Source organism: Alkalimonas amylolytica (assembly GCF_900107845.1).
Lineage (GTDB): Bacteria > Pseudomonadota > Gammaproteobacteria > Enterobacterales > Alteromonadaceae > Alkalimonas > Alkalimonas amylolytica.
Window position 1 is genome coordinate 177,278 of record NZ_FNRM01000003.1, and the last position, 25,790, is coordinate 203,067.

Sequence of the window (25,790 nt, forward strand, 5' to 3'; positions counted from 1 at the left end):
TTCACCAAATCAATAAAGCAAATCCCTCTGGCCGAATAAAAATAATAGTGCCAGCCAAACGGAAGGATACAAAGTAAAAATGAAGTATTTTGAAGCAAATTTTGACGGGCTGGTAGGCCCTACGCACAACTATGCCGGCTTATCCGTTGGCAATGTTGCCTCGTTGAACAATGCCCGCAATACCTCCAGCCCGCGCCAGGCAGCCAAGCAAGGCCTGCAAAAAATGAAAGCACTGCGTGATCTAGGGATGGTACAAGGCGTATTGGCTCCTCAGGAGCGGCCAGACGTTTACACCTTACGCCGCCTGGGATTTACCGGCAGTGATCACGATATCATCAGCAAGGCTGCGAAACAAGCGCCTGCTGTACTGCGCGCAGTCTGCTCTGCGTCCAGTATGTGGACGGCCAACGCCGCCACTATCTCACCCAGTGCTGATACCGCCGATGGCAAAATTCATTTTACCCCGGCCAACCTGACCAACAAATTCCATCGCTCGCTCGAGCCAGATACCACCGGTCGAATTTTGCAGGCTATGTTCGCTGATCCGAATCACTTCGCGCATCACCGCCATCTGCCAGACAATGATCACTTCGGTGATGAAGGTGCGGCTAACCATACCCGCTTATGCAGCGAGTATGGCGCCAGGGGCGTCGAACTCTTTGTGTTTGGACGCTATGCCTTTGATGCCAGCAAACCGGCTCCTAAGCGCTTCCCAGCGCGTCATACGCTGGAAGCCTGCGAGGCGGTGGCTCGTCTGCACGGCCTGTCGGACGAACATGTGGTCTACATGCAGCAAAATCCAGATGTGATTGATCAGGGCGTGTTCCACAACGACGTGATCGCTGTTGGCAATCAGAACGTTCTGTTTTATCACCAGGAAGCCTTTGTTGATACCGAACAAAAACTGGCTGAGTTGCAGCGTAAGTTCGGTAATGCCAGTGAACTGCACCTGATTGAAGTGAAAAGCTCGGAAGTGGCGGTTGACGATGCCATTAAAACCTACCTCTTTAATACCCAGGTGATCACGCTGCCGAATGGCGAAATGGCCATTATCGCGCCAACCGAATGCCGCGAAAATGATCGGGTTGCCGGTTACCTGGAGCAGTTGACCGGGCGTGGTACACCAATCCGCCATGTGCACTACTACGATGTGAAACAGAGCATGCGTAACGGCGGTGGCCCGGCCTGCTTGCGATTACGTGTCGCCATGAGCGAACAAGAGCGCCAGGCTGTCAATCCAAATGTCCTGCTAACCGACGAGCTATTCACTACACTGAATCAGTGGGTAGACAAGCACTACCGCGATGAAATCAGCGAAGCCGATTTGGCCGACCCACAGTTGCTGCAAGAATCCCGTGCCGCTCTGGATGAATTGACTCAAATCCTGCATCTGGGCTCGGTGTATCCCTTCCAGCGCGGCTAAATCATTTAGCTGGTTGCTCGAGCAATAAAAAAACCCGCGACTTTCGCGGGTTTTTATTTGCAATTTTCTCTTGTTAAAGCGTATCACCACAGTTACCACTGCTACCAAATGGGTTCGCAGGTGGTGGGGATGTCTCCACGGTGACATCAGCAGCGGAAACCGGCAAACCATACTCCCGATAACTCATATTCTCAGTGCCTGCCGCAAAGCCTGTTACTTGCAAACGAATATCCAGCCAGGGAGCTACATCACGCGGGTAAGTCACATGGAACACGGCAATACCATCCGCATCTGATGTCACTGTAGCCGGAACGGTGGCAAGATTTCCAGGTGTCAGCAGGCCATCACCGTTGATGTCTTCGCCATCATCCAAAATGCCATTGAAGTTGACATCCTCACTCACACACTGAACAGTAACATCTGGGATCCAGGTTTTAAAACTTTCTGGTGGAGGAGGATCTTTGATCCAAATCCCTTTGCGATACCGCAACGACACAGCCGCAAGATTCAAAGGTTGGTTGGCAACAGGGTTGCCGGATGAATCCGTGACAATAATTGAAAATTCTTTTCGATACAGGCTATTGCTTGGCGTTTCAACAATATTACTGGTGCCAAACCTGAAAAACAGAGTTCTGCCGCCAACTGCTATATCCGTTGAGTCGTTGACAGCTGAGTTGTTCACCAAAGAAGCGGTAATAACCAGGTTTTCGCCGTTTATACCGCCACCGGTGGTTTGATCTGCGGTAAAGGACGTGGTTGCCACACCCTGCGAGTTGGTTGTGGCAGTGCCTGAGCTGATGGAGCCGCCAGCGCTGTTATCCAATGAGAATGCCACCAACTGGTTTTTAACAGGGTTGTTGTTGGCATCCCGCACAATGGCACGAACAGAGCTGCTATCACCAGGCACGAGTTGCGCCGGGAAAGCTTGCACTTCCATTTTGGTAGGGTTGGTGGCAACAAACTCTATCAGTTTTTGCGTACTGACCTCATTGTCTCCACCACGGGCTGAAATAGTTGCTAAACCAGCAAAAGCTGATTGCACATAAACTTCCGCCTGGCCAGTACCATCCGTCGTGGTTTGGGCAACCACACTTTGAGCCGCCAATCCAGGCACTGTGCTGGCGATGCTACCGCGCGTGGTTGAAAACAAAACATCACGATTTGCGTTCGGTACATTATCCGTCAACCATTCCAGCAACATGGCCTCCGGCGTGTTTAAATCAACTTCCGGTATCGCCGGATCATCGTCAGCGGCAACAAACACAAAACTGTCCGCTTTCACGCTTAGAGCAATGGTTTGGTTTAAACCCAAAGCTGAAACACGAATACTGTCATCGCCACTCGTTACTGCATCGTAAGTAACACTCACCTGACCATTCGGACCAGTCACTGGCGAGGTTCGACTTAACGGATTGCCTAGCTCAGAGGAAACCGACAAAACTTCATTCGCAATCCCCTGCCCGGCAGCATCCTGCAGCGAAAAATTGATAGAGACCTGATCACCAAGCACGACTGCCGATGGGGCAACGACTTCAAGCGTAGTCCCAACCACACGAATGATGAGCTCATCCTGAATAGTATTTACCCTGGCACTGACAACAATATCCCGTACAGACTTGTCAATTTGGCTGGTCAATGTCGCTTTGGCAATACCATCCTGCTCAGTGACAGCCGAAGCGACAACCAGCTCTCCTGAGTTGGCAGAAAAAGTAACAGGTATACCTGCTTGCAACACATTATTGCTATCACGAACCAAAGCAGATAACTGAACCTTATCGGAGGCTCCAGATCCTAATTGAGTACGATCACCTAGCAAACGAACACTTGATATGACAACACCGGTATCACCACCACCATCACCAGCAGACTGGAAGCCAGAGCTGGTGACTGCCCGCACACTTTCTCCTTCGATAAACTCGGCAGTCAGCTCACCTGCACCACTGACATCACCAGCGGTCAGGTTAATGGTTGCTACACCATTGGCATCCGTCAGAACACTGCCAGTACCGGTTGATAAAATAGCCAGTCCAGGCTGATCGATGGAAAAGCGAATGACTTTTCCTGACACAGCAGCATTCTGTGTGGCCGTTAAAGTCGCTCGTGCAGTTAAAGGCTGCTGCTCAGATAGACTGGAAGTTTCAGCATTACTGGCATTCACTAAAACCAACTGAAGCTGATATTCAGGTGCAGTACCGCCGGTACCACCGCCACCGCCTCCGGTATCCAGACTCCCCCCGCCTCCACAGGCGACTAAAAATACAGATAGAATAACTGATGTGCACACAAGCAGGATTGATCGCATCAACAGGCTCCCAAGCTTTATAATTTTAATTGTTTGATATCTATTCTGTATCTTATCCCACGATTTATCCAGCCGTCACAGCATTTTTTAAAAAAAAATCAATTGCTGTTGGTTGAATCAGGGCAAACTGATACCCTAAAGCATCTTTAAAGCCACACTGAAATGCAGTATGCAAAACAATAAAAAATTGAGCCTGACCAGCCGAATTGTCATCGGCATGGTGGCGGGCATCGTGCTTGGAGCTTTGTTCCAATGGCTGCTGGCAGGACAAGAAGAGCGGATGCTGCCACTCTATTTGTTTGACTTACCCATTAAAGCTTTTTTTATTGATGGGCTCTTCCACATTGGTGGCCAGATTTTTATTGCCAGCCTACAAATGCTGGTGGTGCCGCTGGTATTTATCTCCTTAGTCTGTGGTACAACATCCCTATCCGACACTAGTACGCTCGGACGATTAGGCGCAAAGTCGATTGGCTTGTACTTATTTACCACCGCTGTTGCAATTACCCTGGCCATTACTGCCGCCTTACTGATTGGCCCTGGCCATGGCGTGGAAATGCACAGTGATGCAAGTTTCAGTACCGCTGAAGCACCGGGGCTTGCTCAGGTTATTATCAATATGTTCCCCCGCAACCCTATCAACGCGATGGCCGAAGGCAACATGCTGCAAATTATTATTTTTGCGGTGTTGTTTGGTATCGCAACGGCCATGAGTGGTAAAACCGGCGAGCGTATCGCTGACTTATTTCAGGATCTGAACACCATTGTGATGAAGCTAGTCACGATACTGATGAACCTGGCACCTTACGGCGTCTTCTGTCTGATGGTACGGGTATTCAGTACCATGGGGTTGGATATGTTCAGCAGCTTGGCCGCTTATTTCTTTGTGGTTCTGGGCGTCTTGCTGGTGCATGGTTTTCTGACCTACCCTGTGCTGCTCAAACTACTTACCGGCTTGAACCCCATTATCTTTTTGCGCAAGATGCGCGATGCCGCCCTGTTTGCTTTTAGCACATCCAGCAGCAACGCCACCATACCCGTCACCCTGGAGACAGTCACCAAAAAGCTTGGGGTTAAAAACAGTATTGGCTCTTTCACCGTTCCGCTTGGAGCAACTATTAATATGGATGGTACTGCGATTATGCAGGGGGTTGCCACGGTATTTATTGCCCAGGTTTTTGGTGTCGATCTTAGCCTGACCGACTACCTGATGGTGGTGTTAACTGCCACTCTGGCATCAGTTGGTACGGCAGGAGTCCCTGGCGTTGGCTTGATTATGCTGGCCATGGTACTGCAGCAAGTTGGCTTGCCTGTGGAAGGCATTGCACTGATTATCGGGGTGGATCGCCTACTTGATATGACTCGCACCTCCGTCAATATCACCGGTGATTCCATGGTATCTTGTGTCATAGCCAAAAGCGAAAAACAGCTTGATGAAGCCGTGTTTAATGATCCTAATGCTGGCCGCAAAGAAGAGGAGTCAGTTGATTTTAAACACTTGCACAACAGCTGAGTGCATGAGCATTACAGCTGTATCCGCCAGGCCTTTTCGAGCAAAAAGCTGGTTACAAAAGCCCGCCGGGCAAAACCTTGCCCGGTCAGGTTTCGAATAGCCAACAGCTCAAGCTGACAACCGTGAAACAATTGCTCGACTTCGACAGCAGGCACTGTAAAAGGTGGCCCCTGCTTTTCTGCAGGTGGGTACTCCAGGCTAAGCAATAAAATGGTGCTACCAGCAGGTAGCAGCCGCCGTAGATGCTGAACATAGCGCAGACGCATAAGCTCTGGCAAAGCGATCAACGCAGCTCGGTCATACACCAAACAAGGACCAGACAGCTGCTGTGCTGACAACTGGAAAAAATCGCCCTGCAACAGACTTATATGGTCGGACTGATGAACGATAAAGTTTTCCACTTGCTGATGCTGCACGGCCAGACGGTTTTCCGCAAAAAATTCACGGCAGGGCCGCTCAGCCAATTCCACACCCAACACCGGTAGATGCTGTTGCAACCAACGCATATCCAAGCTCTTACCGCAAAGCGGCACCAACACTTGCATATGTTGAGGTTGCCATACGCGTGACCAGCAAGCCGGCAACAAAGGATGCACTTGGTCTAAGTGAAAGCCTGGTTCCGGTTGCTGCCAACATTCAAGCCAGAATTCAGCATCCACCGTCACCGACTCCAGTGCCAGAAAGGTAGCTTTTGCCACATTTGCTGCAGCGCTACACTGGCACCGGCCCCCATCCGCTCCGCAAGCTTTTTACGGGGCTGGAACTTCACCTGTAATACCCGCCGCTGCTGCACACGCTGCAATATAAAATCATCACTGGTTTGCAATACATCGACCAATTTGTATTCCAAAGCTTGAGTAGCCAGCCAATACTCACCGGTAGCCACCTGTTCCATGTTTAGAACATCACGATGACTATAGACATGATCTTTAAACAACTGATGGGTTTGTTCCAATTCTTGCTGAAACTTCTCGCGCCCTTTCTCGGTATTCTCACCAAAAAGTGTCACGGTTCTTTTGTACTCACCTGCCGTAAATTGCTCAAAATCAATATCGTTTTTTTGCAAAAAGCGGTGAAAATTGGGTAGCTGGGCCAATACACCAATGGAGCCAATAATGGCAAAAGGTGCCGCAATAATACGGTTGGCAATACAGGCCATCATGTAGCCCCCACTGGCAGCTACTTTATCAACAGCAACAGTCAGTTCAATGCCACGTTGTCGCAAACGTTCAAGCTGCGAAGCACCCAAGCCATAGCCATGTACCACCCCACCACCACTTTCCAACCTAACAAGAACCTCATCACCATCGTCTGCGGCAGCCAGCACAGCCGTTACTTCTTCCCGCAATGCATCCACCTCAGAAGCACCCATGCTGCCATGAAAGTCGATAACAAAAGTTGTTTGACGTGGCTTCTCTTCCTTCTTTTTTTGCTCTTTGAGCCAGCGCTTAAACACTTTTTTATCCATCAGCTCCGCTTTTAAATCAGTCTGCAAACGGGCAAACTCATCGGATAAATCCGTAAACTGAAACTCACCTTTTTTTGGCTTGTTACGCATAGCTGCACCAGCCGCCAATCCAATAACAATTCCGATCGCAATAACAATGGTGGCTGCCTTTGCCAGAAAAAGGCTATATTCGTATAAAAAGTCCACGTGATTCTCCTATGCTTTTTTAGATATTGTACATAAAAATAAAGCCCGGCGAACCGGGCTTTATTTGAGAGCATCAAAGCTTAGTCATGCAACACCGCAGGGTTGGTCACTACGACTGTAGCACCACCTGTGGCGAAGAAGCTAGCCATCTGGCTTTGCATCTCAACTGTTACCGCAGGGCTGGCAGCAGGGCTTAAAATCGAGCCATGATCACCGGCAACAAAACGGCTTATGGATGCGCCTTCCACCATCACAGGTCCGGCGACTGGACCTATCGTATCAGCCTGAAGCAAACGCGCCATCGGCTCAGTACCTGCTAAAGGCATTTTACCAGCCTGCAGGGCAGCCATTGGTGAGAAATAACCGTTAGGGATCACCTGATCCGGCAGGTTGTCACCATCACCAGCCACCATTAAGATATGCACCGGTGTTTCAGTCGCCAGTAGCTGTTGCAGGTAGTTGTTTGGATCACCAGAATCAGTAATGGTTTGAGCGGCAAAGGCAAAGCGGGTCAGATTGCCACTAATTTGTGCCAAGGCAGCCGTCTCACCACCCATGGTTAACTCCGCCAGGAAGTTATCCACATGCTGAGCCACACAACCAGTAAATACCGCTTGGGATACAGTATCTGGCATAGGACAACCTGCTTGGATAGCAAAGCCGGCTAAAGCTGAACTATTAGCATCACCAGCACCCAGAATAACGCTGGCCTTGATTAAACCTCCAAACTGCGGCGAGTCCAACAAGAAGTTAGCAACGGCACCACCTGGCATCGCCAGGCCGACACTTTGTACCCGATAAAGGAAGTCCAACTGAGGGTTACCCGTTGGCGTATTGGCCAAAGCGACCATAGAAGAGCCTGCTATAGCACCAAGTGAGTGCCCTAACACATGCACTGTACTGGTATCAAGCTGTGCGCCTTGAGTAAAGTTTAGCGCCAGGCGTAAACCCAGCATATCAGCAATACTCTGGCGCAAATTATCACGCGTTACTGGCAAATTACCCAGATTCATGTAGACGGTCGCATTGCCTTGCTGGCCACAGGAAGCACCTGAGGCATTGAGCGGCCCAAAGCCACGACTGCCATGCAATGGGTGATCAATTGCCACCGTGGCGAAACCAGCCTGAGTTAAAGCGCTGGTGACTGCCAACATATTCTCTTTACAGGAAGTAATACCATGCTGCAGCATCACCACGGGCCAACCATTGGCAGGTTTAGTAAAAACATCCTCATCAGGCAGTGTCATTTGCACCGCCAGTGAAGCCTGCATCCGAGGTAATGGAATGGTGTTGAACTTGGTTAAATGACGACGCTCATCCAAACCAAAATCGCGCAATGCCCCGCCAGAGGCAGCATTGCAGAAACCATCGTTTTGCAACTGTGCAGAATCGGTGATCCCAGCTTCAATGGCTGTAATTTGCTCCTGGCTAAGGCTTGCGATAATAGCCCCACTATCACATCGAGCTGTCCAGCTTGTGTTAAGTGGTCCCATTGGATCATCTTCCGTTGGAACACCCGAGTAATATGGCAATGTGACGGTCCCCTGGAACAAACGAACCAGACCAAAGCCCTGTGCCACAGGGAATTGAGGGCTTAAATCTGAGACACGCAAGCCGGTATCCTGAACCTGGACTACAGGTTGAGCACCTTGCTGAATGCCGGCTGCCAGCAGCTGCTTAGTGGTTGCCAACACATCGGCGGTAGACTGAGTCGTTACAGCCGCAGTATAAATAATACTGGAGCGGCTCAGGCCGCCTGAAGACACTACAGATTCAAAGCTATTGATCACACCTTGCAGCTGGCGTTGTTGCGCAGAACCAAGTGGCAAGGTATTCAGATCCTGTTGTAACAGTTCATAGGTGGTCGATGGTTTAATAGCGCGACCTTCAGAATCCTGCAACGTATTGGTCAAGGCGACAATATAGGTGGTCTTTGCTTTTAATGGCCGGATGGGGATCACGGCGACATTGTTGCCCGTTGCGGCAGTCACGAAGTCCTGACCAAAGGCAAGCTCACCCACCAATTGACAGGCCACGCCCTGAGGCACAGCCCGGCATTGATCCACACTGGAGGTTGGGCCACCCATAACGACTTCAAAAATACGCACAGCACCCGGAGCACTGGCTGATTGCGCATTTAAACCAACGCCAGGAGCAAAACGCAGTTCAATGCTAAAGGGGTTTTGCGTCGACCAGCCATCCAGTACACCTAGCGCTGTCTGCGGATCGGCATAATTTTGGCTTCCACTATCCAGTGTTAAAGTACCATCGGTGGTGCCTAAGAATAATAAGTCATTGGGCACCGACACTGCACCAGCACCCGGATCAAACACCACCCGTGAGGCAGCAATGACCTGCGAGCCCTCTTGCTCTACTTGTTGTTGAATATCTTCCAGTGAATCGCCACAAGCAGTAAGGCCCAATGCAGCGGCTACCGCCAAACTAATCGCAAGCTTTTTCATAGATTCTCCCCTGTCCTCACTTTTTTGTTTTTGCAACAGCGTGTGTTGACTGATCTTTTTTAAGTTTGAGCTGTCTACACCAACAGCTTAGACCAGTTAAACTTAACCCAATCAAACAGAAATCGCTAGCTGAAAACAACGCTTCTGTCGCAAAAGATGAAAAAAAAGTGCAAAAGGCGTATGCTGTCAGCCTTTGAAACAAGGACCTTATATTGCAATGAAGAGTTATCAGGCCCCGGCAAACTTACTGACTGACAAGGTTATTCTGGTGACTGGTGCTGGTGATGGTATCGGCAAAGAAGCCGCATTGACCTTTGCCCGCCATGGTGCCACTGTTATTTTATTGGGTAAAACCACCGACAAACTGACGGCTGTATACGATGAAATTTGCGCAAGCCAATGGCCAGAACCAGCCATAGTCCCGCTTGACTTGAAAGGCGCCAGCCAAAAACACTATCAGGATTTAGCCGCCACCATTCTTGCTGAGTTCGGCCGCTTGGATGGCCTGCTACACAATGCAGGTATCTTGGGTGGCTTAGCCCCATTTGAGCACATCAAAGCCGATATTTGGCAAGATGTTCTCCAAGTAAACCTGACTGGCCCAATGCTGATGACCCAAGCACTGATGCCAGTGCTGCGTAAAGCCGCCCACAGCTCAATAGTGTTCACTTCTTCTGGGGTTGGTCGTCAGGGACGAGCATACTGGGGGAGTTATGCGGTGTCCAAGTTTGCCACTGAAGGTTTAATGCAAACCCTGGCTGATGAGTATGCCGGTAGCAGCATTCGGGTCAATTGCATCAATCCGGGAGCCACCCGCACCAGCATGCGCGCTAGAGCGTATCCGGCAGAAAATGCCCAGAAATTAAAAACACCTGCTGATTTAATGTGGTTGTACTTGTATTTAATGGGAGATGACAGTATCAACATCAACGGTCAGTCGCTGGATGCCCAGCCAAAATAAAAGCGCGGCAATAATGAGTAAAAAAGCCCTGATGTCACAGCATCAGGGCTTTGGTTTAGAACCTAAGATTACTTAGCACTTAACTGTTCACCACCATTCGCTTCGGCCCACAAGTTCCAGATTTTCACTTTTGCATTAAAGTTTGCAATCGCTTGTTTTTCAGCTTCTGCCAACAAAGCTTGCACTTCTTTCTGATGTTTTTTACTCACATCACTATAAGAAAGAATATCAATACCACGATCCCGCAACCCTTGCTTCATGGTATGAGTTTTTAATAATTGAAGTTTTCCACCATCAACATAAAAGTACTGTTTATCTTTATTGATTGTTTTCAGCTTAGGTTTAACAGGTCTTTTTTCTGCTGATTCACCCGGCACCTCCGAGCTGACCAGCTCATGCTGCACCTGAAACCCTAACTGCTGTAATGAAAAACCTTTTTGCTTGGCTAAAGCCTTCAATTCTTCAATGGTTTCAGCCTCACGCTGACGCTCCTCGAGCACATCGTTTAGTTGGCGGATAACATCTTGTAATTTAATAACCGATAACTCTTCGGCGGCTTTTTTTAAATCTTTTTTATTTAATAATAAAGACATCGTATGACCTCAATAATATTGTTGCAGTGAATGCAAGCATACTAACATAGTTCTCAATTATATTTCCAGAAACCTTTAAAGCAGCACCGTTTTATTGCCGTGTACAAAAACCCGGTCTTCTTGTAGTAACTGCAATGCTCTGGATAGAGCTGCTTTTTCAACATCTCGACCGGCTTTTGCCATATCCTGAGCACTGTAATTGTGATCAACCCGACTGACCATTTGTTCAATAATGGGACCTTCATCCAGCTCATTATTGACAAAGTGCGCGGTCGCTCCGATGATTTTAACACCACGTTCAAAGGCTTGCTGGTAGGGTTTAGCTCCAATAAATGCAGGCAAAAAACTATGGTGAATATTAATAATACGTTCAGGGAAGCGACCCACAAAACCCGGTGTTAAAATCCGCATAAACTTTGCCAGCACCAGATAATCCGGAGCATAACGCTCAATCAGCTCCAGCATCGCCTGCTCATGCGCTGCACGACTTAACTGTTGATGACAAATATGATGAAACGGAATGGAGAAACGCTCCGACAAACCAGCCAATTCATTATAGTTCCCAAGCACAGCGACTATATCCAGCTGCAGGCTGCCATCGAATACCTTCATCAGGATATCTCCGAGGCAGTGCGATTCCTTCGTGACCAGGATAACCACTCGTTTGCGTTTGGTGGTGGAACGTAAACTACGCTCACTGCCTTCAGGTAATATGCGGTCCAAATCGGATAGGAGTCTGGCATCATCAAACTGTCCTTCCAGCTCAGTCCGCATGTAAAACTGGCCAGATACAGGATCAACGTATTCGGTATTGCGAATAATATTTAGCTGATGCTGAAAACAAATGCCGGTAATTTGGGCAATTAATCCTTTCGAGTCCGGACATTCGGTCCGTAAAATCTTACGCTCCATTGGGCAGCTCTCACTGTTTTTTATCTGGTTCGATGATTTATAGTACTTTGCACCCATCCAGAAATAAAGACATTTAGATAGCCAGAGCATTCATAAGCAAGAATAATAAGATCCCTACCAGCTTGGTGTTTTACCGCCACAGCTGGCATACTATGTCATTGCTTTAGAACAGAACTCCAGCAGAACTATGCAGCAGCAATTTGCATTTAATGTGATTGGCACTATTCGCTCTCCTTACAAACAAAAATTTGCCATCCCACGTCAGCCTGGCTTAGTCCCCGAAGCCAAAGCGCAGTTAATTTTCGCTGAAGCCTACAATGCCGAGCCTTTTATCCGTGGCATTGAAGAGTTCAGCCATCTCTGGCTGATGTTTGTTTTCCATGAAACCGCGGACAAGGGCTGGTCTCCTATGGTGCGCCCTCCGCGCCTTGGCGGAAATACCCGTAAAGGCGTGTTTGCCACGCGCGCGACCTTTCGTCCTAATCCAATTGGGCTTTCTGTCGTACAATTGGAAGGGGTGCGCTGCGTCAATAAGCAGTGGCAACTGGATTTAGCAGGTATTGATTTATTGGATGGTACGCCCATTCTGGATATTAAGCCTTATCTGCCCTACTCAGATGCTATCCCTCATGCCAGCGCCAGCTTTGCCGACACCGCGCCCGAAACCGCAATGACGGTGAGTTTCTCTGCTGAAGCAGAGCAGTTTTGTCAACGTCAGAGCCGTTGGCCTGAACTTAAAACTTTGATCGAAAAGGTGTTGAAACAAGATCCAAGGCCGCCTTATAAGAAGAAACACACTGGCGAACAGAGCTATGGTATGACACTCTATAACTTAAATATTCAATGGAAAGTGACAGGAGAAAACCATTATGTCTATGCGATCACTCCCCTTGGTGAGCTTGCTGGTTAGTGGCAGCGTGCTGGCACTACCGCCATTACCCGAGCCAGTCAGCAACAATGCTGTTGCCAGTGCAACGGTGCGCGGCAAAACCTACGTGATCAGCATGATGGGCATGGGTCAGGGCAAAAGCAGTCAGGACATGCACAACAAAGTATGGGTGCATACCGTTGGTGAGTTTGGCTGGAGCAGCATGCCGGAGGTTCCCAGCCAGACGCGTTTAACCGGCCGGGTTGCAGCCAGTGCAGTAGCACTAAATAATAATTTTTTTGTATTTGGTGGCTACAGCGTTGATCGTCAGGGTAATCGCAATACCTCGGTTGAAAGCTACCGCTTTAACCCAGTCACCCAGCGCTACACCAGAGTCAATCCTATTCCGGTGCCAGTGGACGATACCCTGGCGCTGACCTATCAAGATCGTTACGTCTATTTGGTGGGTGGCTGGAGTGATGATGGTGCGGTTAATCTGGTACAGGTTTTTGATAACTTTACCCAGCAGTGGAGTCAGGCAACTCCTATGCCAGGCAAAGCCAGCTATGGTCTCGCCGGCACCATCGTCAATGACCATATCGTTTTTTGCGATGGCGTCAGTCTGGATTATCAAAGTGGCCAACGGGTTAAAGCCACCGAACCTGCCTGCTATCAAGGCAAAATCAATGCACGCAATGCACTGCGCATTGAATGGCAACCTATCCCTCACCCAACTGGCCAAGCTCGATTTCGGATGGCTGCCATCGAAAGCACTGTGGAAGGTGAAGCGGTTGCGGTTTTCATGGGCGGCAGCAAGACCTTTTACCACTTTGACGGCATCAGTGAACAAGGGATGAAAGCTCAACCGGAAGCCAATGTCTGGCTGTACTCTCCGGCGAAACAAGCTTGGCTTGCTGCAAAGCCAACCACACCAGTGATGGACTTACAGGGGCTAGTGAAAGTGAATAACACCATCTACTCTATCGGTGGCATGCTGGCCGATCAGCAGGTGACGCCTCAAGTCATTCAGCACCGCATTGAGCGGGTAAAATAGCTGATGATTGGGCATGGCGTTGCCGTCATGCCCTTGCTAGAATACGGCAATTTTATAAACTGCAGACAGGGTCGACAATGCGCAGTAGCCAGTATTTACTCTCCACCATGAAAGAAAACCCAGCCGATGCTGAAGTGATCAGCCACAAGCTGATGCTGCGTGCTGGTCTGGTTCGCCGGCTGGCATCCGGTTTATACACCTACCTGCCAACCGGCGTGCGCACTTTACGCAAAGTTGAACGCATAGTTCGTGAAGAGCTTGATAAAGCTGGTGCCATCGAAGTTTTGATGCCAATGGTACAAAATGCTGAGCTCTGGCAGGAAAGCGGCCGTTGGGAGCAGATGGATGCAGAGTTGCTGCGTTTTCAGGACCGCCATCAGCGTGACTTTGTGCTTGGGCCAACCCACGAAGAAGTCATTACCGATCTGATTCGCCGTGAAGTCACCAGCTACAAACAACTGCCATTAAATTTGTACCAAATCCAGACCAAGTTCCGCGATGAGCGGCGGCCGCGTTTTGGCGTGATGCGGGCGCGTGAGTTTCTGATGAAAGATGCCTACTCCTTCCATCTGTCGCAGGATTGCCTGCAAAAAACCTACGATGCCATGTACCAGGCTTACACCAACATTTTTACCCGTTTGGGCTTGGATTTTCGAGCTGTGCTGGCAGACAGTGGTGCTATTGGTGGCAGTGTTTCGCACGAATTTCATGTGCTGGCAAGCTCAGGTGAAGATGCCATCGCTTTTTCAACCGAGAGTGATTATGCAGCCAATGTTGAAATGGCGGCAGCACTGCCCCCACAGAGCAATCGACCTGAACCGACTCAGTCACTGACCAAAGTCAGCACGCCAAATGCCGTCAGTGTGGATGAAGTAGCCACTTTGCTTGCGGTAGCGCCAGCTCAGATTGCCAAAACCTTGTTTGTCCATGCACGGCAGGATGCAGATGCAACCGGCCCTGCTTTCGTAGCTCTGGTCTTACGTGGTGATCATCAGCTAAATGAAGTAAAAGCAGAAAAACACCCGCTCCTTGCTCAGCCTCTAACATTTGCCAGCGAAGCTGAAGTCTTGAAACTGACCGGTGCCCAGCCCGGCTCCGTGGGTCCGGTTGGTCTTGCTATTCCAGTGATTGCCGACCACAGCGCTGCTCAACTGGCCGATTTTATTTGTGGTGCAAACGAAACGGGATTTCATTTGACCGGAGTGAACTGGCTGCGGGATATTCCGGACTTTGACACAGCTGATTTACGCAATGTGGTGAGTGGGGATGCCAGCCCTTGCGGTAAGGGCTGCCTGGAAATCCGCCGTGGCATTGAGGTTGGACACATCTTCCAGCTTGGGGATAAATACTCTCAGGCAATGAAAGCCGGCGTGTTGAATGAGGATGGCAAAAACCAGATCCTGACCATGGGCTGCTACGGCATTGGGGTTTCACGCATCCTGGCTGCGGCCATTGAGCAAAACCATGACGAACATGGCATCATCTGGCCAGATGCCATTGCTCCCTTCCAAATCGCTCTGATCCCAATGAATATGCACAAGTCCGTCCGCATTCAGCAAGCGGTTGAACAGTTGTATGAACAACTGACCGCAGCTGGTTTTGAAGTGCTATTTGATGATCGCAAAGAGCGGCCTGGCGTGATGTTTGCCGATATGGAACTGATCGGTATTCCGCATCAGATTGTGATTGGTGAGCGTAACCTGGACCAGCAACAGGTGGAGTACAAGCACCGCCGTACTGGCGAAAAATCCTTACTTACTCTGGATGCTGTTGTGGCCGAGATGCAGGCCAAGATCCAGACAATTTAAGTGGTTTCTTATCCGCTTCAGGGCCAAGCCCTGAAGCGGATCCATCTTTCAATCGCTCAGTTCAGCCTGCAAGGCTTCTTCCAACTCAAGCGGATTAACCACCACTCCAGGACCTTCAGCATCTGGAAACACGGCTATCGCCAACTCATCGCCCTGCAAACCAGATGTCCACTTTTCCAACCAGGTGGCTAATGGAATGGATTGAGCCTGACACTCGCTCCACTCGCCATCAATCCAAAGCTCAGCCAGCTCCGCATGAGGCCAAACTGGAATGCAACGCTCATCTTCTGCACTCACCAGCACGAAACCTTCATCATCCACCAGGATCCAAATGGCATCCAGATCTGCTGCTGCATGCACAAAGTACTCGTACCGCTGCTCCGGAGTTAACTGAACCAACTTATTCAATTCGTCTTGATTTAACTGATATTCCATCATTTCCCTCACTTTTACCGGAGCTGTCCGGCCTGATTTATCCGAAAAAAACCAACCACAACAAACGCAGCCAAATCACCCAAAGTACAGCACAACTGTATATGAAGGTGCGAAAACGCCAGCGCAAGCGGTTACTGCCGGTGTGGATCACAGCATGGCAGACCCGCAGCAACAGATAAAAGGCCCCCATCAAAACAAAAGCCGTATCAGCCAGCCCCTGCTGTAAAATAAACACAACTGAAAACAAGTACAGCATGGGCATTTGAAATTGATTGTCAAAATTGCGGCCAGTGGCAATCACCTTTGCACTTGCTTTATCCAGTTGCATCAACTGAAAAGCATCCATCGTCAACTCCCCACGGCGCGCAGCAGCGAAACGTCGACGTCCCATCAACACCAGCACCACACTGGTTAGCAACACCTGACCAAAGACCGTCAATAGCAACCATTTATCCATCACGTCATTACTCACTCAGCCTGAATTTTTGCTCAGCTTATAGCATCCGGCTAACGGATACCAGCACTGGCTAAGCAAGGTTGAACAAAGCAGTCAAATTCATAGCATGCTCTGATATACTCGCATCATTTATGCATCGGAGCACTTATGGCTCAACTTTATTTCTATTACTCCGCAATGAATGCTGGTAAATCTACTTCCTTGCTGCAGAGCGCTTACAATTACCGCGAGCGCGGTATGCAAGTCGCCCTGTTTACCGCGGCCATCGACAACCGTTTCGGTGAAGGTGTGATCAGCTCACGCATTGGTTTATCCATGCCTGCTACGTTGTTCGACTCAGATTTCCATTTTTACAACGAGTTAAAAACACAGTCTGTTGATTGTGTGTTGATTGATGAAGCACAGTTTCTCAGCCAGGCTCAGGTGCGGCAGCTAACCGATGTCGTGGATGCACTGAATATTCCCGTGCTGGCTTATGGTCTGCGTACGGACTTTACTGGGGCTACCTTTGCCGGTAGCGAAGCTTTATTGGCCTGGGCCGATAAGCTGGTCGAGCTGAAAACTGTTTGTCATTGTGGCCGCAAAGCCAACTTTGTGGTGCGGCTGGATGCTGATGGCAAGCCAAGCCGGCATGGCGATCAAATTCAAATTGGCGGCAACGAGCGTTATGTATCGATGTGCCGGCTGCATTTCAAAGAATTGGTTTGGTCGTCCCCGCCCGAGGAAACGCTTTGTCATACTGCCAAAGCTACGCTAAGCTAGCTGTTCTAGTAGGCGCGTAGCGCCTCAGGGTAACGAGGCTGTGCATGCCAGCAAAACGAAAAGATACGCCGCACTTTTGGGCCATTATCGATGCGCTTCCCATTGCGGTCTTGTTAAAAGATACCGCCAAGCCTGAGATATTTGCCAATCAACAGGCACTTCAACTTCTTGGGCTAGAACCAAGCCAGCAGGTGTTGAGCTTAAGCGATATTCGCCATATTGAGCTGACCGAGCCGGATAGCAACGAAGTGCTTGGCCTCGTTCAAAATCCACTGTTGCTAGCGCTAGGTGGCTCTTCACTGCACCAGGTTGTTTATCTTAACCAGAATCAATTCAGAGTACAACTGGAATCGAGGCTGATTCAGCTAAGTTTTACCCTGAGCAAATCGGTACTCATTGTTTTAAAACCTGAGCAACCGCATGATATTGCGGCGGCCAGGCAGAGCAGTACACATGAAGTCAGTGAACTGGAAGAGGCACTCGCTTTTGACAAGTTGATTTCATTAATCTCCGCAGAGCTGATTAATGTGCAGCCTGAAGATCTTGATACGCATATTGATGATGCCTTAACCGCCTTAGGAGAGTTCTGCCATGCCGATCGCAGTTATGTGTTTTTGTTTCATGACGACATGACCCTGATGAGTAATACCCATGAATGGGTCCGGGCTGGCATATCATCGCACAAAGATCATCTGCAAAACATGCCTGAGGCATCACAACCCTATATCTGGCAAGTCCTTCAAACAGAGCATGTTTTTGCGGCTTCCGATATTGAACAGCTACCTGCAGCTGCGGCCCTGGAAAAACAAGAGTTCAGAAAAGAAGACATACAGTCTATTCTTTGTTCAGCCATGTACAGTCAAGGCCAGCTGATCGGTTTTGTCGGCTGTGATATGGTGGCACGCAAACGTGCCTGGACCAACTCAGATATACGCCGCCTTAAATTGGTTGGCAACATGATTGGCAATACCATCCAAAATGTGAATTACCGCTTGTCATTAAAACAGATGCAGCAAGAGCTGTTGCGCGCCAATCGCGAATTGCAGGAGCTTGCCAGCCGTGATGGCCTTACCGGCATTGCCAATCGTCGCCACTTCGACCTGGTCTTGCAACAAGAACTGAATCGCTGTGCGCGTTTGCATCTCCCCCTTGGCCTTATTATGGTGGATATTGATTACTTCAAAAGTTACAACGACAGTTATGGTCATCTGGCTGGTGATGACGCACTAAAGCAAGTGGCGCAGCAACTGTTGCAGACCGTCAAACGCCAAGGTGAGCTGGTGGCTCGCTATGGTGGTGAAGAGTTTGCAATTATCGTCCCCGGCTGCTCCAAAGCCGAACTGTGCTTACTGCTGGAAAAGCTGCGAAGCCGTATCGAGCAGTTGGCCATTGCACATTCTAAGGCTCCAACCAATCAGCTAACCATCAGCTTGGGTGCCAGCCTGACCGAGCCCGACAAACACACCAGCAGCAGTGAGCTGATCAATGAAGCCGATACCGCCTTGTACCGGGCAAAAGCACAAGGCCGGAATCAGGCTGAAGTGATCCTGCCGGCCGAAAACAGCCGGCAGGTATCAGCAATCAAAAACGATAACTAGCGCCTAAGGTATACACGTCTTCACCGGTTTCAAAGCTATCGAAACTGACAGAAGCTCGTACGGCCAGGCTCGGCATTGGGAACCATTGGCCACGCACCGTGAAGGAGTCCCGCTCAGTGCTGATCATGTTTTTTGACGTCCAGTCATAAAACAACCCAACCGACAATTCCTTGCCGAAATAATAATCACCACCAAAGCGATAGGCATTTCGACTGGTGCTACGCAAGTCACGGTAGCTGGCTTCGATATTCAGGTGATCACCGGTTGGAAGACGCATCAATTTCTTCGTACTAAAACCGAACTCGGTGCGGGTACCGGCACCATCCGGGCGGGTATGCTCGATATCAAAAGTCACCAGCCAATCTGAGTCAAAAAAGTAGCCTAGTTGAGTCAATGCCGACACAGTGCTGGAGCGATTGATACTTTCGAACTCTAAACCAGCATAAAAGTTATGGCTGCTGTCCATGTATTCGCCACCAAGACGCCAAGCAGAAAAACTTTCTTTTAAACCATCCTCTTTTAAGGTGCCACGCACATAATCGCCAAACACACTGCTGTTACGACCAAGGAATGCTGCTTCTGCAAATGGAGCCGCTACATTGCCCTGCACCGGCGTAAGATAAAAGCGGTGCGACAAATCAAAGCGCTGCAGATCAGCCTGAGCCAGATCGCCCCAGTTATAATGAACGGTCGATTCATGCTGATAATTGGCTGCCATGCCGGAAACAGAAATCACCGACAGTAAAGAGGCGAGCAGAGTACGCTTCATAATTTTTTATCCTTAATGCTACTAAGTAAAACGATTGGCGGCATGCTAGCGCTCTGAAACTTAATGAAAACTGAACATTGCCACCACCAAGGTGTTCTGAGCCATTGATTGCTTAGTCTTGCAGCAACTGTCGCTGCAGCAGTTGCAAACGGTCACGGCATGCCGCGGCTTGCTCAAACTCGAGATTTTCTGCATGCAGCCGCATTTGGCTTTCTAACGCTTTCATCTCATCAGCCAGTGCATTACGGTCATGCTGGTAGGCAGCAGCCTGCTCAGCAACCATTTTCTGGTCAGATGGCTGCTGTGCCAGATCCATCACATCAGCGATTTTCTTATTCAGGCCTTTTGGCGTGATACCATGGGCTTCATTAAACGCAATTTGCTTATTTCGCCGACGCTCGGTTTCGTCCATAGCCCGCTGCATGGAACCGGTAATGGAGTCGGCGTACAAAATAGCTTTACCATGCAGGTTACGGGCAGCACGTCCAATGGTTTGAATTAAAGAGCGATCAGAGCGCAAAAAGCCTTCTTTATCAGCATCCAGAATGGCGACCAGCGAGACCTCAGGAATATCCAACCCTTCTCTGAGCAGGTTAATACCTACCAGCACATCAAACACACCTAAACGTAGATCCCGGATGATCTCAACCCGCTCCACCGTATCAATATCCGAATGCAGGTAACGCACTTTCACCTGGTGCTCCTGCAGATAATCGGTCAAATCTTCTGCCATCTTTTTGGTCAGGGTAGTCACCAACACCCGCTCATTTCGCTTCGCCTTCAGGTAGGCTTCCGATAACAGATCATCCACCTGGGTGGCAACCGGACGGATTTCAATCTCCGGATCAATCAGTCCGGTCGGCCGCACCACCTGCTCCACCACTTCACCGTCGGATTTTTCCAACTCGTACTTGGCGGTGGTAGCCGATACATAGATCCGCTGGGGCGCAATGCTTTCAAACTCTTCAAACTTCAAGGGCCGGTTATCCAGTGCAGACGGCAACCGGAAGCCATAATTGACAAGATTTTCTTTGCGCGAACGATCGCCCTTGTACATGGCGCCAATCTGCGAAATAGTGACGTGCGATTCATCAATAAACATCAGACCGTCGGCCGGAAAATAATCCAACAGCGTTGGCGGTGGCTCACCTGGCATTCTGCCAGATAAGTAGCGAGAGTAGTTTTCAATGCCAGAGCAATAACCAAGCTCAACCATCATTTCTATATCAAACTGAGTTCGCTGGGTCAGGCGCTGCTCTTCCACCAATTTGTTATCCGCCAGCAACTGCTGCTTGCGATGCTGCAACTCACCTTTGATGTTTTCAACGGCGGCGAGTATTTTTTCACGCGGAGTAACATAATGGGTCTTTGGATAGATGGTGTAACGTGAAACCACTTTTTCAATGCTGCCGGTCAGAGGATCGAACAAGCTAATACGTTCCACTTCTTCATCGAACAACTCCACCCGAACGGCAAAACTATCTGACTCAGCCGGGAAAATATCAATGACATCGCCACGAACCCGGTAACTGGCTCGTTCAAAAGCCAGATCATTGCGCTGGTACTGCAGCTCTGCCAAACGCCGGAGTATAAAACGCTGGTCCAGCGTATCACCCTGACGAAGATGCAGCAGCATCTTCATATACGATTCCGGGTCACCTAAACCATAAATGGCAGAAACCGAGGCAATAATCACCACATCGCGCCGCTCCATCAGTGCCTTGGTGGCAGAGAGGCGCATTTGCTCAATATGCTCGTTGATGGACGCATCTTTTTCAATAAAGGTATCGGTGGATGGCACATAGGCTTCTGGCTGATAATAATCGTAGTAAGAGACAAAGTATTCAACCGCGTTGTCCGGGAAGAAGGCTTTCATCTCACCATACAATTGCGCAGCGAGGGTTTTATTATGGGCCATAATCAGCGTCGGACGGCTTACCTGCTGAATGATGTTTGCCATGGTAAAGGTTTTGCCCGAGCCTGTAACACCGAGTAAGGTTTGATGTGCCAACCCCGATTCCAGCCCGTCCACCAGCTTGGCGATAGCCTCCGGTTGATCGCCTGCCGGCTGATAATCGGAGACCAGTCGAAACGCTTTCATGATGCCACTCCTTGTGAAGCCTCAGTTAACTCCATACGCTGCAAGGCACGTTGAAACCAAAAATAACTGAGCAATGCCATGCACAGATTGGCCACTACGCAGCCAATAAAAAGTCCCTGTATACCGGCCAGTTGGCCACCCAGCCAGGCAAAAGGTACATAGAAAACAAACAGGCGGCACATACTAAGGCCAAGTGCTTGCAATGGTAAATGCAAAGCATTTAGCGATGAGTTGGTTAGAATAATCAGTCCTTGCAAACCATAGCCTACGGGTAAGATCCACAAGAACAGCTCTATAAGGCGCTGCACTTCGGCATCTGCAGAAAATATCCGGGCTATCCAGGGGGCTAGTAAAGCCAACAGACCATAAACAACCAGTTGCCACACCAAAATAAAGCGGATGCTCTGCTTATAGGCAGCTTGTACCCGGGGCAGATAACCCGCACCAAAGTTTTGACTTATGAAAGGTGGTAACGTTGTGGATAGCGCCAACACCACAAGACAAGCCATACTCTCCAGGCGAATACCAACACCAAAGGCAGCGACCGCTTCTGCACCATGACTTGCAATAATGGCTGTCAGAACCGCCATAGCCAGCGGGGTTAACATATTGGCGCCAGCCGCCGGAAAACCAATACGCAGAATTTTGCGATAAATCGGCAGTGCTTTTCGCCATATCTGCCACCCTCGGTCAATTAAACGACGCTGATGTAATACCAGCAAGACCACCAGGCTACCACACACCCAGGAAACAACACTGGCAATAGCAGCTCCCTGCATACCAAGCGCAGGGAAAGGCCCAAGACCGAAAATTAATAAAGGATCCAACACCGCATTAATGACCCCACCGGCAGCCATAATATAGGCTGGTAGCCGGGTATCTCCGGCCGCTCTCAATACACTATTTCCAATCATGGGGATCATCAAAAATACTGCACCACCGAGCCAAATCAACATGTACTGCCGAATAAGCGGCACAATGTCATCACCGGCACCGAGCAGGCGAAACAAGCTGTCGTGCGCCAACCAGCCAATAAAGGTGAGCGCCACCATCAGATAAGCCGCTAACCAGAGCGAAGCTAAAGCATCAGCCCTGGCCTCTTGCGGATTGCCACTACCAAGCGCTTTCGCAATCACGGCTGAAGTACCAATACCAAGGCCAATAGCCAAACTGATAAAGGTAAAGGTTATTGGGAAGGTAAAGCTCACGGCAGCCAACTCTTTGGTGCCCAGTAGACTGATAAAAAAGGTATCTACCAAGTTAAAGCTCATTAAGGTAAACATGCCAATTAACATTGGCACGGTCATACGATACAAGGTAGACCCAATGTCATTGTGCAATAAAGAGCGTTTATCAGGGACAGACATACCTGCAACCCGTTGCAATCGGAAGGCGCTATTGTAATGAAAAGCCGCATCCGATACCACGTCAGTTACCAAAAACCAGCAAAACAAGGGGTAAATGTCAATTTAGTCCACATTTGCTCATTGAGCTGAACAATCCATACCCAGCCAAGGCCCCATATCAACCCAACAATCGCAATTATGTAAGTCACTGATAGTTAATAAGATTATTTTTTATCGCAATCCTATTGACCAAGCTCTACCCCTTATATTGTCTATGATTGCTCAAGGCATCACCGTGTAATTAACAGACTTATCCACAGCTTCTGTGGGTAAGTGGTTTGTCCGGTTAAAACATCAGCAGTTTTACCTACCCTTATGAAATGGTAATCAAGGATTGACGATTCTGTGTCCAAGCAGTTCGAAAATCAAAAAATGCACCGGCTTTCCTGTTGACAGTATTCCGGACTGGCATTAGTATTGCGGCCGTTGTTTGCTGTTCCTCAGTAGCTCAGTTGGTTAGAGCGGCGGACTGTTAATCCGTAGGTCGTTGGTTCGAGCCCAACCTGGGGAGCCAACAGCAACACACGATTCCTCAGTAGCTCAGTTGGTTAGAGCGGCGGACTGTTAATCCGTAGGTCGTTGGTTCGAGCCCAACCTGGGGAGCCACAAGCTTCTAAATCTCGCTGGAAATTCGGTATAAAGATTTATTTTTGCACGAATTTTTGCTTTAATCCGCCTTGTACAGCTATAACTAAACCATAGCTCCCATATCGATTTATTCGATAACGCCTTTATTTGTGCAGGTGGTCATCGTTATGAAGACAACGTTCCAACTTGTGATTTTTCAGCTTATTGCAGCGCTAATCCTGATTAGTGCGCTCATTATTGTTCAGTTGAACATTGCCAGCCAACAATTGCAACGGGCTGAGCAACAAGCACAAACCTTTGTACAGCAATGGATGCAGCACTCAGCTAATCATGATGGTGCAGAGCTTGGCCAGCAACTACGTATGGCCCTGCCGCTATCCCAACTGCACATTCAAAATTTGCAAGGCCAGGAGCTTTTTCAGTATCGAAGTGGCCACATAGCTACGGGTCTGTCAGCAACTCTATTGAACTGGCAAGGTGTCGAGTTTTCGACACAGCATATTGGTGCCCCGCAACACGAGCTACAGGTTCGCTATCAGCTGGATCACAGTCACCAGATAGAGGCTTTAAACTCAATACTCTGGTTGATTTTGCTGCTCACCTTAGTGATCTATTTGCTCTTTATTCCCGCTCTGCTTTGGTGGCAACACCAACGGCTGCAACAAAGCAGCCGACAACTGAATAAGGTGATTGAGCAATTAAGCCATGACCCGTTGCAAACCATTGAAGCAGACAAGCAGCCAGCTGGCTTTGAGGCGGTCGTTGAAAATCTTCAGGTGCTTGCTCAGCAGACCATGAAAAAGTTCAGCGAAATGTCCGCAAATGCCCGCCAGGTCACTGCTGATGCATACAAAGATGTGATAACAGGCCTGCCGAACAGAAATCGTTTTGTACAATATTATGAAGAGCAGCTTAGCAAGAATGATAAAGTTGATTTTGGTATTTTTGCCATTACGCGATGTACTGAGCTGCAAAGCCTGAACCAGACCAGAGGCTACCAGGAAGGAGATAAATACATTCAAGAGGTTTGTCAAATCCTGACCAAAGCGGTTCATGCCTATGCTGACGGCCAGTTATTTCGATTGAACAGTTCTGACTTTGGCGTGCTTTTACCCAGAGTAACGGCCAAAGAAGCAGAGAACTTCGCCATTCAGCTGCAAAGCCGCCTGAATCAATACCAGCAAACAGCAGAGCTGGAATCCGTTGCTTACACTGGGTTGGTCAGCTATGAAAGTGGCAGAGCTCTTGGCGAGTTGCTTGCGATTGCTGATACTTCCATCAGTCTGGCGCAAACCAAGCAAGCCAATGCCTGGCATTTGCAAAAAGAATCTTCCGGCTTAGAAACCGCGAGTTATGGTTATGGTAATCAGAACTGGCGTAATGTGATTGATGATGTCCTTGCCAACAACCGTCTTAACTTGCTGGTACAAAGCATTCAACCAGCGAAACGGTCCAATAAAGCCTACTCAGAAATTTTGGTGCGCTTTAAAACCCAGGAAAATCAAGTACTGCCTACAGCATCCTTTTTGGCCATGGCGGAAAAGCTCGATCGCATCATTGCAGTTGATCGGCTGATCATTGAAACCGCTCTGAGTACGATTAAGAATAAGAATATGCAGGATCAGTATTTTGGGCTGAATTTATCGCCTCGTTCAGTGCATGACGATCAATTCGTGATCTGGCTGGAGCGTCGCTTACTAAAAGATGCCACCATTGCATCAAAACTGATTTTTGAAGTCACCGAATTTGGTTTGCAGCAGAATCTAAAAACCAGCAAACGTTTCATCGATATGGTGCACCGCGCCGGCGCCAGAGTCACCGTGGAAAAATTTGGTGTCGGGATTACCTCATTTAAATTTTTCCGCGATTTGAAGCCGGATTACATTAAAATGGATGGTAGTTACACTCGGCATATTGACGAAGACAAAAACAATCAGTATTTCTTGCGTCTGATGATTGATTTAGCGCATCGCATCGGAGTAAGTGTTTTTGCGGAGTCCGTCGAAACCCAGGAAGAAAAGCACATGCTGGATTCCTTATTTGTGGATGGCTGCCAGGGCTACTACATTGGTAAACCGGCTCCGCTTTGAGTCATTAAAGAAAGTCAGATAAACCGACAGTCAA

General features: G+C 49.0%; 20 protein-coding genes and 2 tRNA genes. 11 read left to right on the forward strand and 11 right to left on the reverse strand.

The annotated features are described in order from the left end of the window. Positions 1-79 precede the first annotated feature (79 nt). The gene (astB, locus tag BLW37_RS07040; protein ID WP_091341374.1) at positions 80-1,423 is read left to right on the forward strand and encodes an N-succinylarginine dihydrolase; all 1,344 of its coding nucleotides are present in this window, start codon (positions 80-82) and stop codon (positions 1,421-1,423) included. A 73-nt stretch (positions 1,424-1,496) separates the two neighbouring features. On the opposite strand, the gene BLW37_RS07045 is transcribed toward astB, so the two are convergent. After that, on the reverse strand, positions 1,497-3,725 hold the full coding sequence (locus BLW37_RS07045; protein ID WP_091341376.1) for an Ig-like domain-containing protein: 2,229 nt from the start codon (positions 3,723-3,725) through the stop codon (positions 1,497-1,499). Positions 3,726-3,894: 169 nt separating this feature from the next. On the opposite strand from BLW37_RS07045, the gene BLW37_RS07050 reads away from it, so the two are divergent. Further along, on the forward strand, positions 3,895-5,238 hold the full coding sequence (locus tag BLW37_RS07050) for a dicarboxylate/amino acid:cation symporter (protein ID WP_091341378.1): 1,344 nt from the start codon (positions 3,895-3,897) through the stop codon (positions 5,236-5,238). An 11-nt stretch (positions 5,239-5,249) separates the two neighbouring features. Here BLW37_RS07050 and BLW37_RS07055 read toward each other — a convergent pair whose 3' ends face one another. From BLW37_RS07055 to BLW37_RS07065, 3 genes are all read right to left on the reverse strand, one after another. Next, positions 5,250-5,936: a thiopurine S-methyltransferase gene (locus BLW37_RS07055; protein WP_091341379.1), complete on the reverse strand. Its 687-nt coding sequence runs from the start codon at positions 5,934-5,936 to the stop codon at positions 5,250-5,252. Continuing rightward, positions 5,900-6,892, reverse strand: a complete 993-nt coding sequence (gene sohB / locus BLW37_RS07060; RefSeq protein ID WP_091341381.1) for a protease SohB — start codon at positions 6,890-6,892, stop codon at positions 5,900-5,902. Before sohB ends, BLW37_RS07055 begins: the two co-directional genes overlap by 37 nt. 80 nt (positions 6,893-6,972) lie before the next feature. Further along, positions 6,973-9,354: a VolA/Pla-1 family phospholipase gene (locus BLW37_RS07065; protein WP_091341382.1), complete on the reverse strand. Its 2,382-nt coding sequence runs from the start codon at positions 9,352-9,354 to the stop codon at positions 6,973-6,975. Between the two features lie 217 nt (positions 9,355-9,571). On the opposite strand from BLW37_RS07065, the gene BLW37_RS07070 reads away from it, so the two are divergent. Beyond that, on the forward strand, positions 9,572-10,315 hold the full coding sequence (locus BLW37_RS07070) for a YciK family oxidoreductase (protein ID WP_171907571.1): 744 nt from the start codon (positions 9,572-9,574) through the stop codon (positions 10,313-10,315). A gap of 68 nt (positions 10,316-10,383) precedes the next feature. Here BLW37_RS07070 and BLW37_RS07075 read toward each other — a convergent pair whose 3' ends face one another. Further along, a complete protein-coding gene (locus BLW37_RS07075) occupies positions 10,384-10,908 on the reverse strand; it encodes an H-NS family histone-like protein (RefSeq protein ID WP_091341384.1) in 525 nt (174 codons plus the stop codon). A gap of 75 nt (positions 10,909-10,983) precedes the next feature. Then, positions 10,984-11,820, reverse strand: a complete 837-nt coding sequence (gene purU / locus BLW37_RS07080; protein WP_091341385.1) for a formyltetrahydrofolate deformylase — start codon at positions 11,818-11,820, stop codon at positions 10,984-10,986. Positions 11,821-12,007: 187 nt separating this feature from the next. Here purU and tsaA point away from each other — a divergent pair, with 187 nt between their 5' ends. The 3 genes from tsaA to BLW37_RS07095 all read left to right on the forward strand — a co-directional run bounded on the left by tsaA (position 12,008) and on the right by BLW37_RS07095 (position 15,550). Next, positions 12,008-12,730, forward strand: coding sequence for a tRNA (N6-threonylcarbamoyladenosine(37)-N6)-methyltransferase TrmO (gene tsaA / locus BLW37_RS07085; protein WP_091341387.1), 723 nt, complete (start codon positions 12,008-12,010; stop codon positions 12,728-12,730). Continuing rightward, entirely contained in the window at positions 12,690-13,742 is a 1,053-nt protein-coding gene (locus BLW37_RS07090) for a Kelch repeat-containing protein (RefSeq protein ID WP_091341389.1), read from the forward strand. Before tsaA ends, BLW37_RS07090 begins: the two co-directional genes overlap by 41 nt. A gap of 77 nt (positions 13,743-13,819) precedes the next feature. Then, a complete protein-coding gene (locus BLW37_RS07095) occupies positions 13,820-15,550 on the forward strand; it encodes a proline--tRNA ligase (protein ID WP_091341390.1) in 1,731 nt (576 codons plus the stop codon). Positions 15,551-15,598: 48 nt separating this feature from the next. On the opposite strand, the gene BLW37_RS07100 is transcribed toward BLW37_RS07095, so the two are convergent. Both BLW37_RS07100 and BLW37_RS07105 read right to left on the reverse strand, forming a co-directional pair. After that, positions 15,599-15,988, reverse strand: a complete 390-nt coding sequence (locus tag BLW37_RS07100; protein ID WP_245785647.1) for a DUF2750 domain-containing protein — start codon at positions 15,986-15,988, stop codon at positions 15,599-15,601. Positions 15,989-16,022: 34 nt separating this feature from the next. Next, entirely contained in the window at positions 16,023-16,442 is a 420-nt protein-coding gene (locus BLW37_RS07105; protein ID WP_091341392.1) for an MAPEG family protein, read from the reverse strand. A 147-nt stretch (positions 16,443-16,589) separates the two neighbouring features. On the opposite strand from BLW37_RS07105, the gene BLW37_RS07110 reads away from it, so the two are divergent. Then, positions 16,590-17,204 (forward strand): thymidine kinase, encoded by a 615-nt coding sequence (locus BLW37_RS07110; RefSeq protein WP_091341393.1) that lies wholly within the window; start codon positions 16,590-16,592, stop codon positions 17,202-17,204. 44 nt (positions 17,205-17,248) lie between these two features. Beyond that, the gene (locus BLW37_RS07115) at positions 17,249-18,802 is read left to right on the forward strand and encodes a diguanylate cyclase (RefSeq protein ID WP_091341395.1); all 1,554 of its coding nucleotides are present in this window, start codon (positions 17,249-17,251) and stop codon (positions 18,800-18,802) included. On the opposite strand, the gene BLW37_RS07120 is transcribed toward BLW37_RS07115, so the two are convergent. From BLW37_RS07120 to BLW37_RS07130, 3 genes are all read right to left on the reverse strand, one after another. Then, positions 18,786-19,571, reverse strand: a complete 786-nt coding sequence (locus tag BLW37_RS07120; RefSeq protein WP_091341397.1) for a putative porin — start codon at positions 19,569-19,571, stop codon at positions 18,786-18,788. The two genes, BLW37_RS07115 and BLW37_RS07120, sit on opposite strands and share 17 nt — an antisense overlap. 112 nt (positions 19,572-19,683) lie before the next feature. Then, positions 19,684-21,672 carry an excinuclease ABC subunit UvrB gene (uvrB, locus tag BLW37_RS07125; protein WP_425426608.1) on the reverse strand — a complete coding sequence of 663 codons (1,989 nt, stop codon included), beginning with the start codon at positions 21,670-21,672 and terminating at the stop codon, positions 19,684-19,686. Next, positions 21,669-23,039 carry an MATE family efflux transporter gene (locus tag BLW37_RS07130; RefSeq protein ID WP_091342013.1) on the reverse strand — a complete coding sequence of 457 codons (1,371 nt, stop codon included), beginning with the start codon at positions 23,037-23,039 and terminating at the stop codon, positions 21,669-21,671. The genes uvrB and BLW37_RS07130 overlap by 4 nt, the downstream gene beginning before the upstream one ends. Positions 23,040-23,515: 476 nt before the next feature. Between BLW37_RS07130 and BLW37_RS07135 the strand changes: the two genes are divergently transcribed. From BLW37_RS07135 to BLW37_RS07145, 3 genes are all read left to right on the forward strand, one after another. Next, positions 23,516-23,592: transfer RNA gene (locus BLW37_RS07135), tRNA-Asn, on the forward strand. 15 nt (positions 23,593-23,607) lie between these two features. Continuing rightward, positions 23,608-23,684, forward strand: a tRNA-Asn gene (locus BLW37_RS07140). Positions 23,685-23,833: 149 nt separating this feature from the next. Continuing rightward, positions 23,834-25,756: an EAL domain-containing protein gene (locus BLW37_RS07145; RefSeq protein ID WP_091341400.1), complete on the forward strand. Its 1,923-nt coding sequence runs from the start codon at positions 23,834-23,836 to the stop codon at positions 25,754-25,756. The last annotated feature ends 34 nt before the right edge of the window (positions 25,757-25,790 follow it).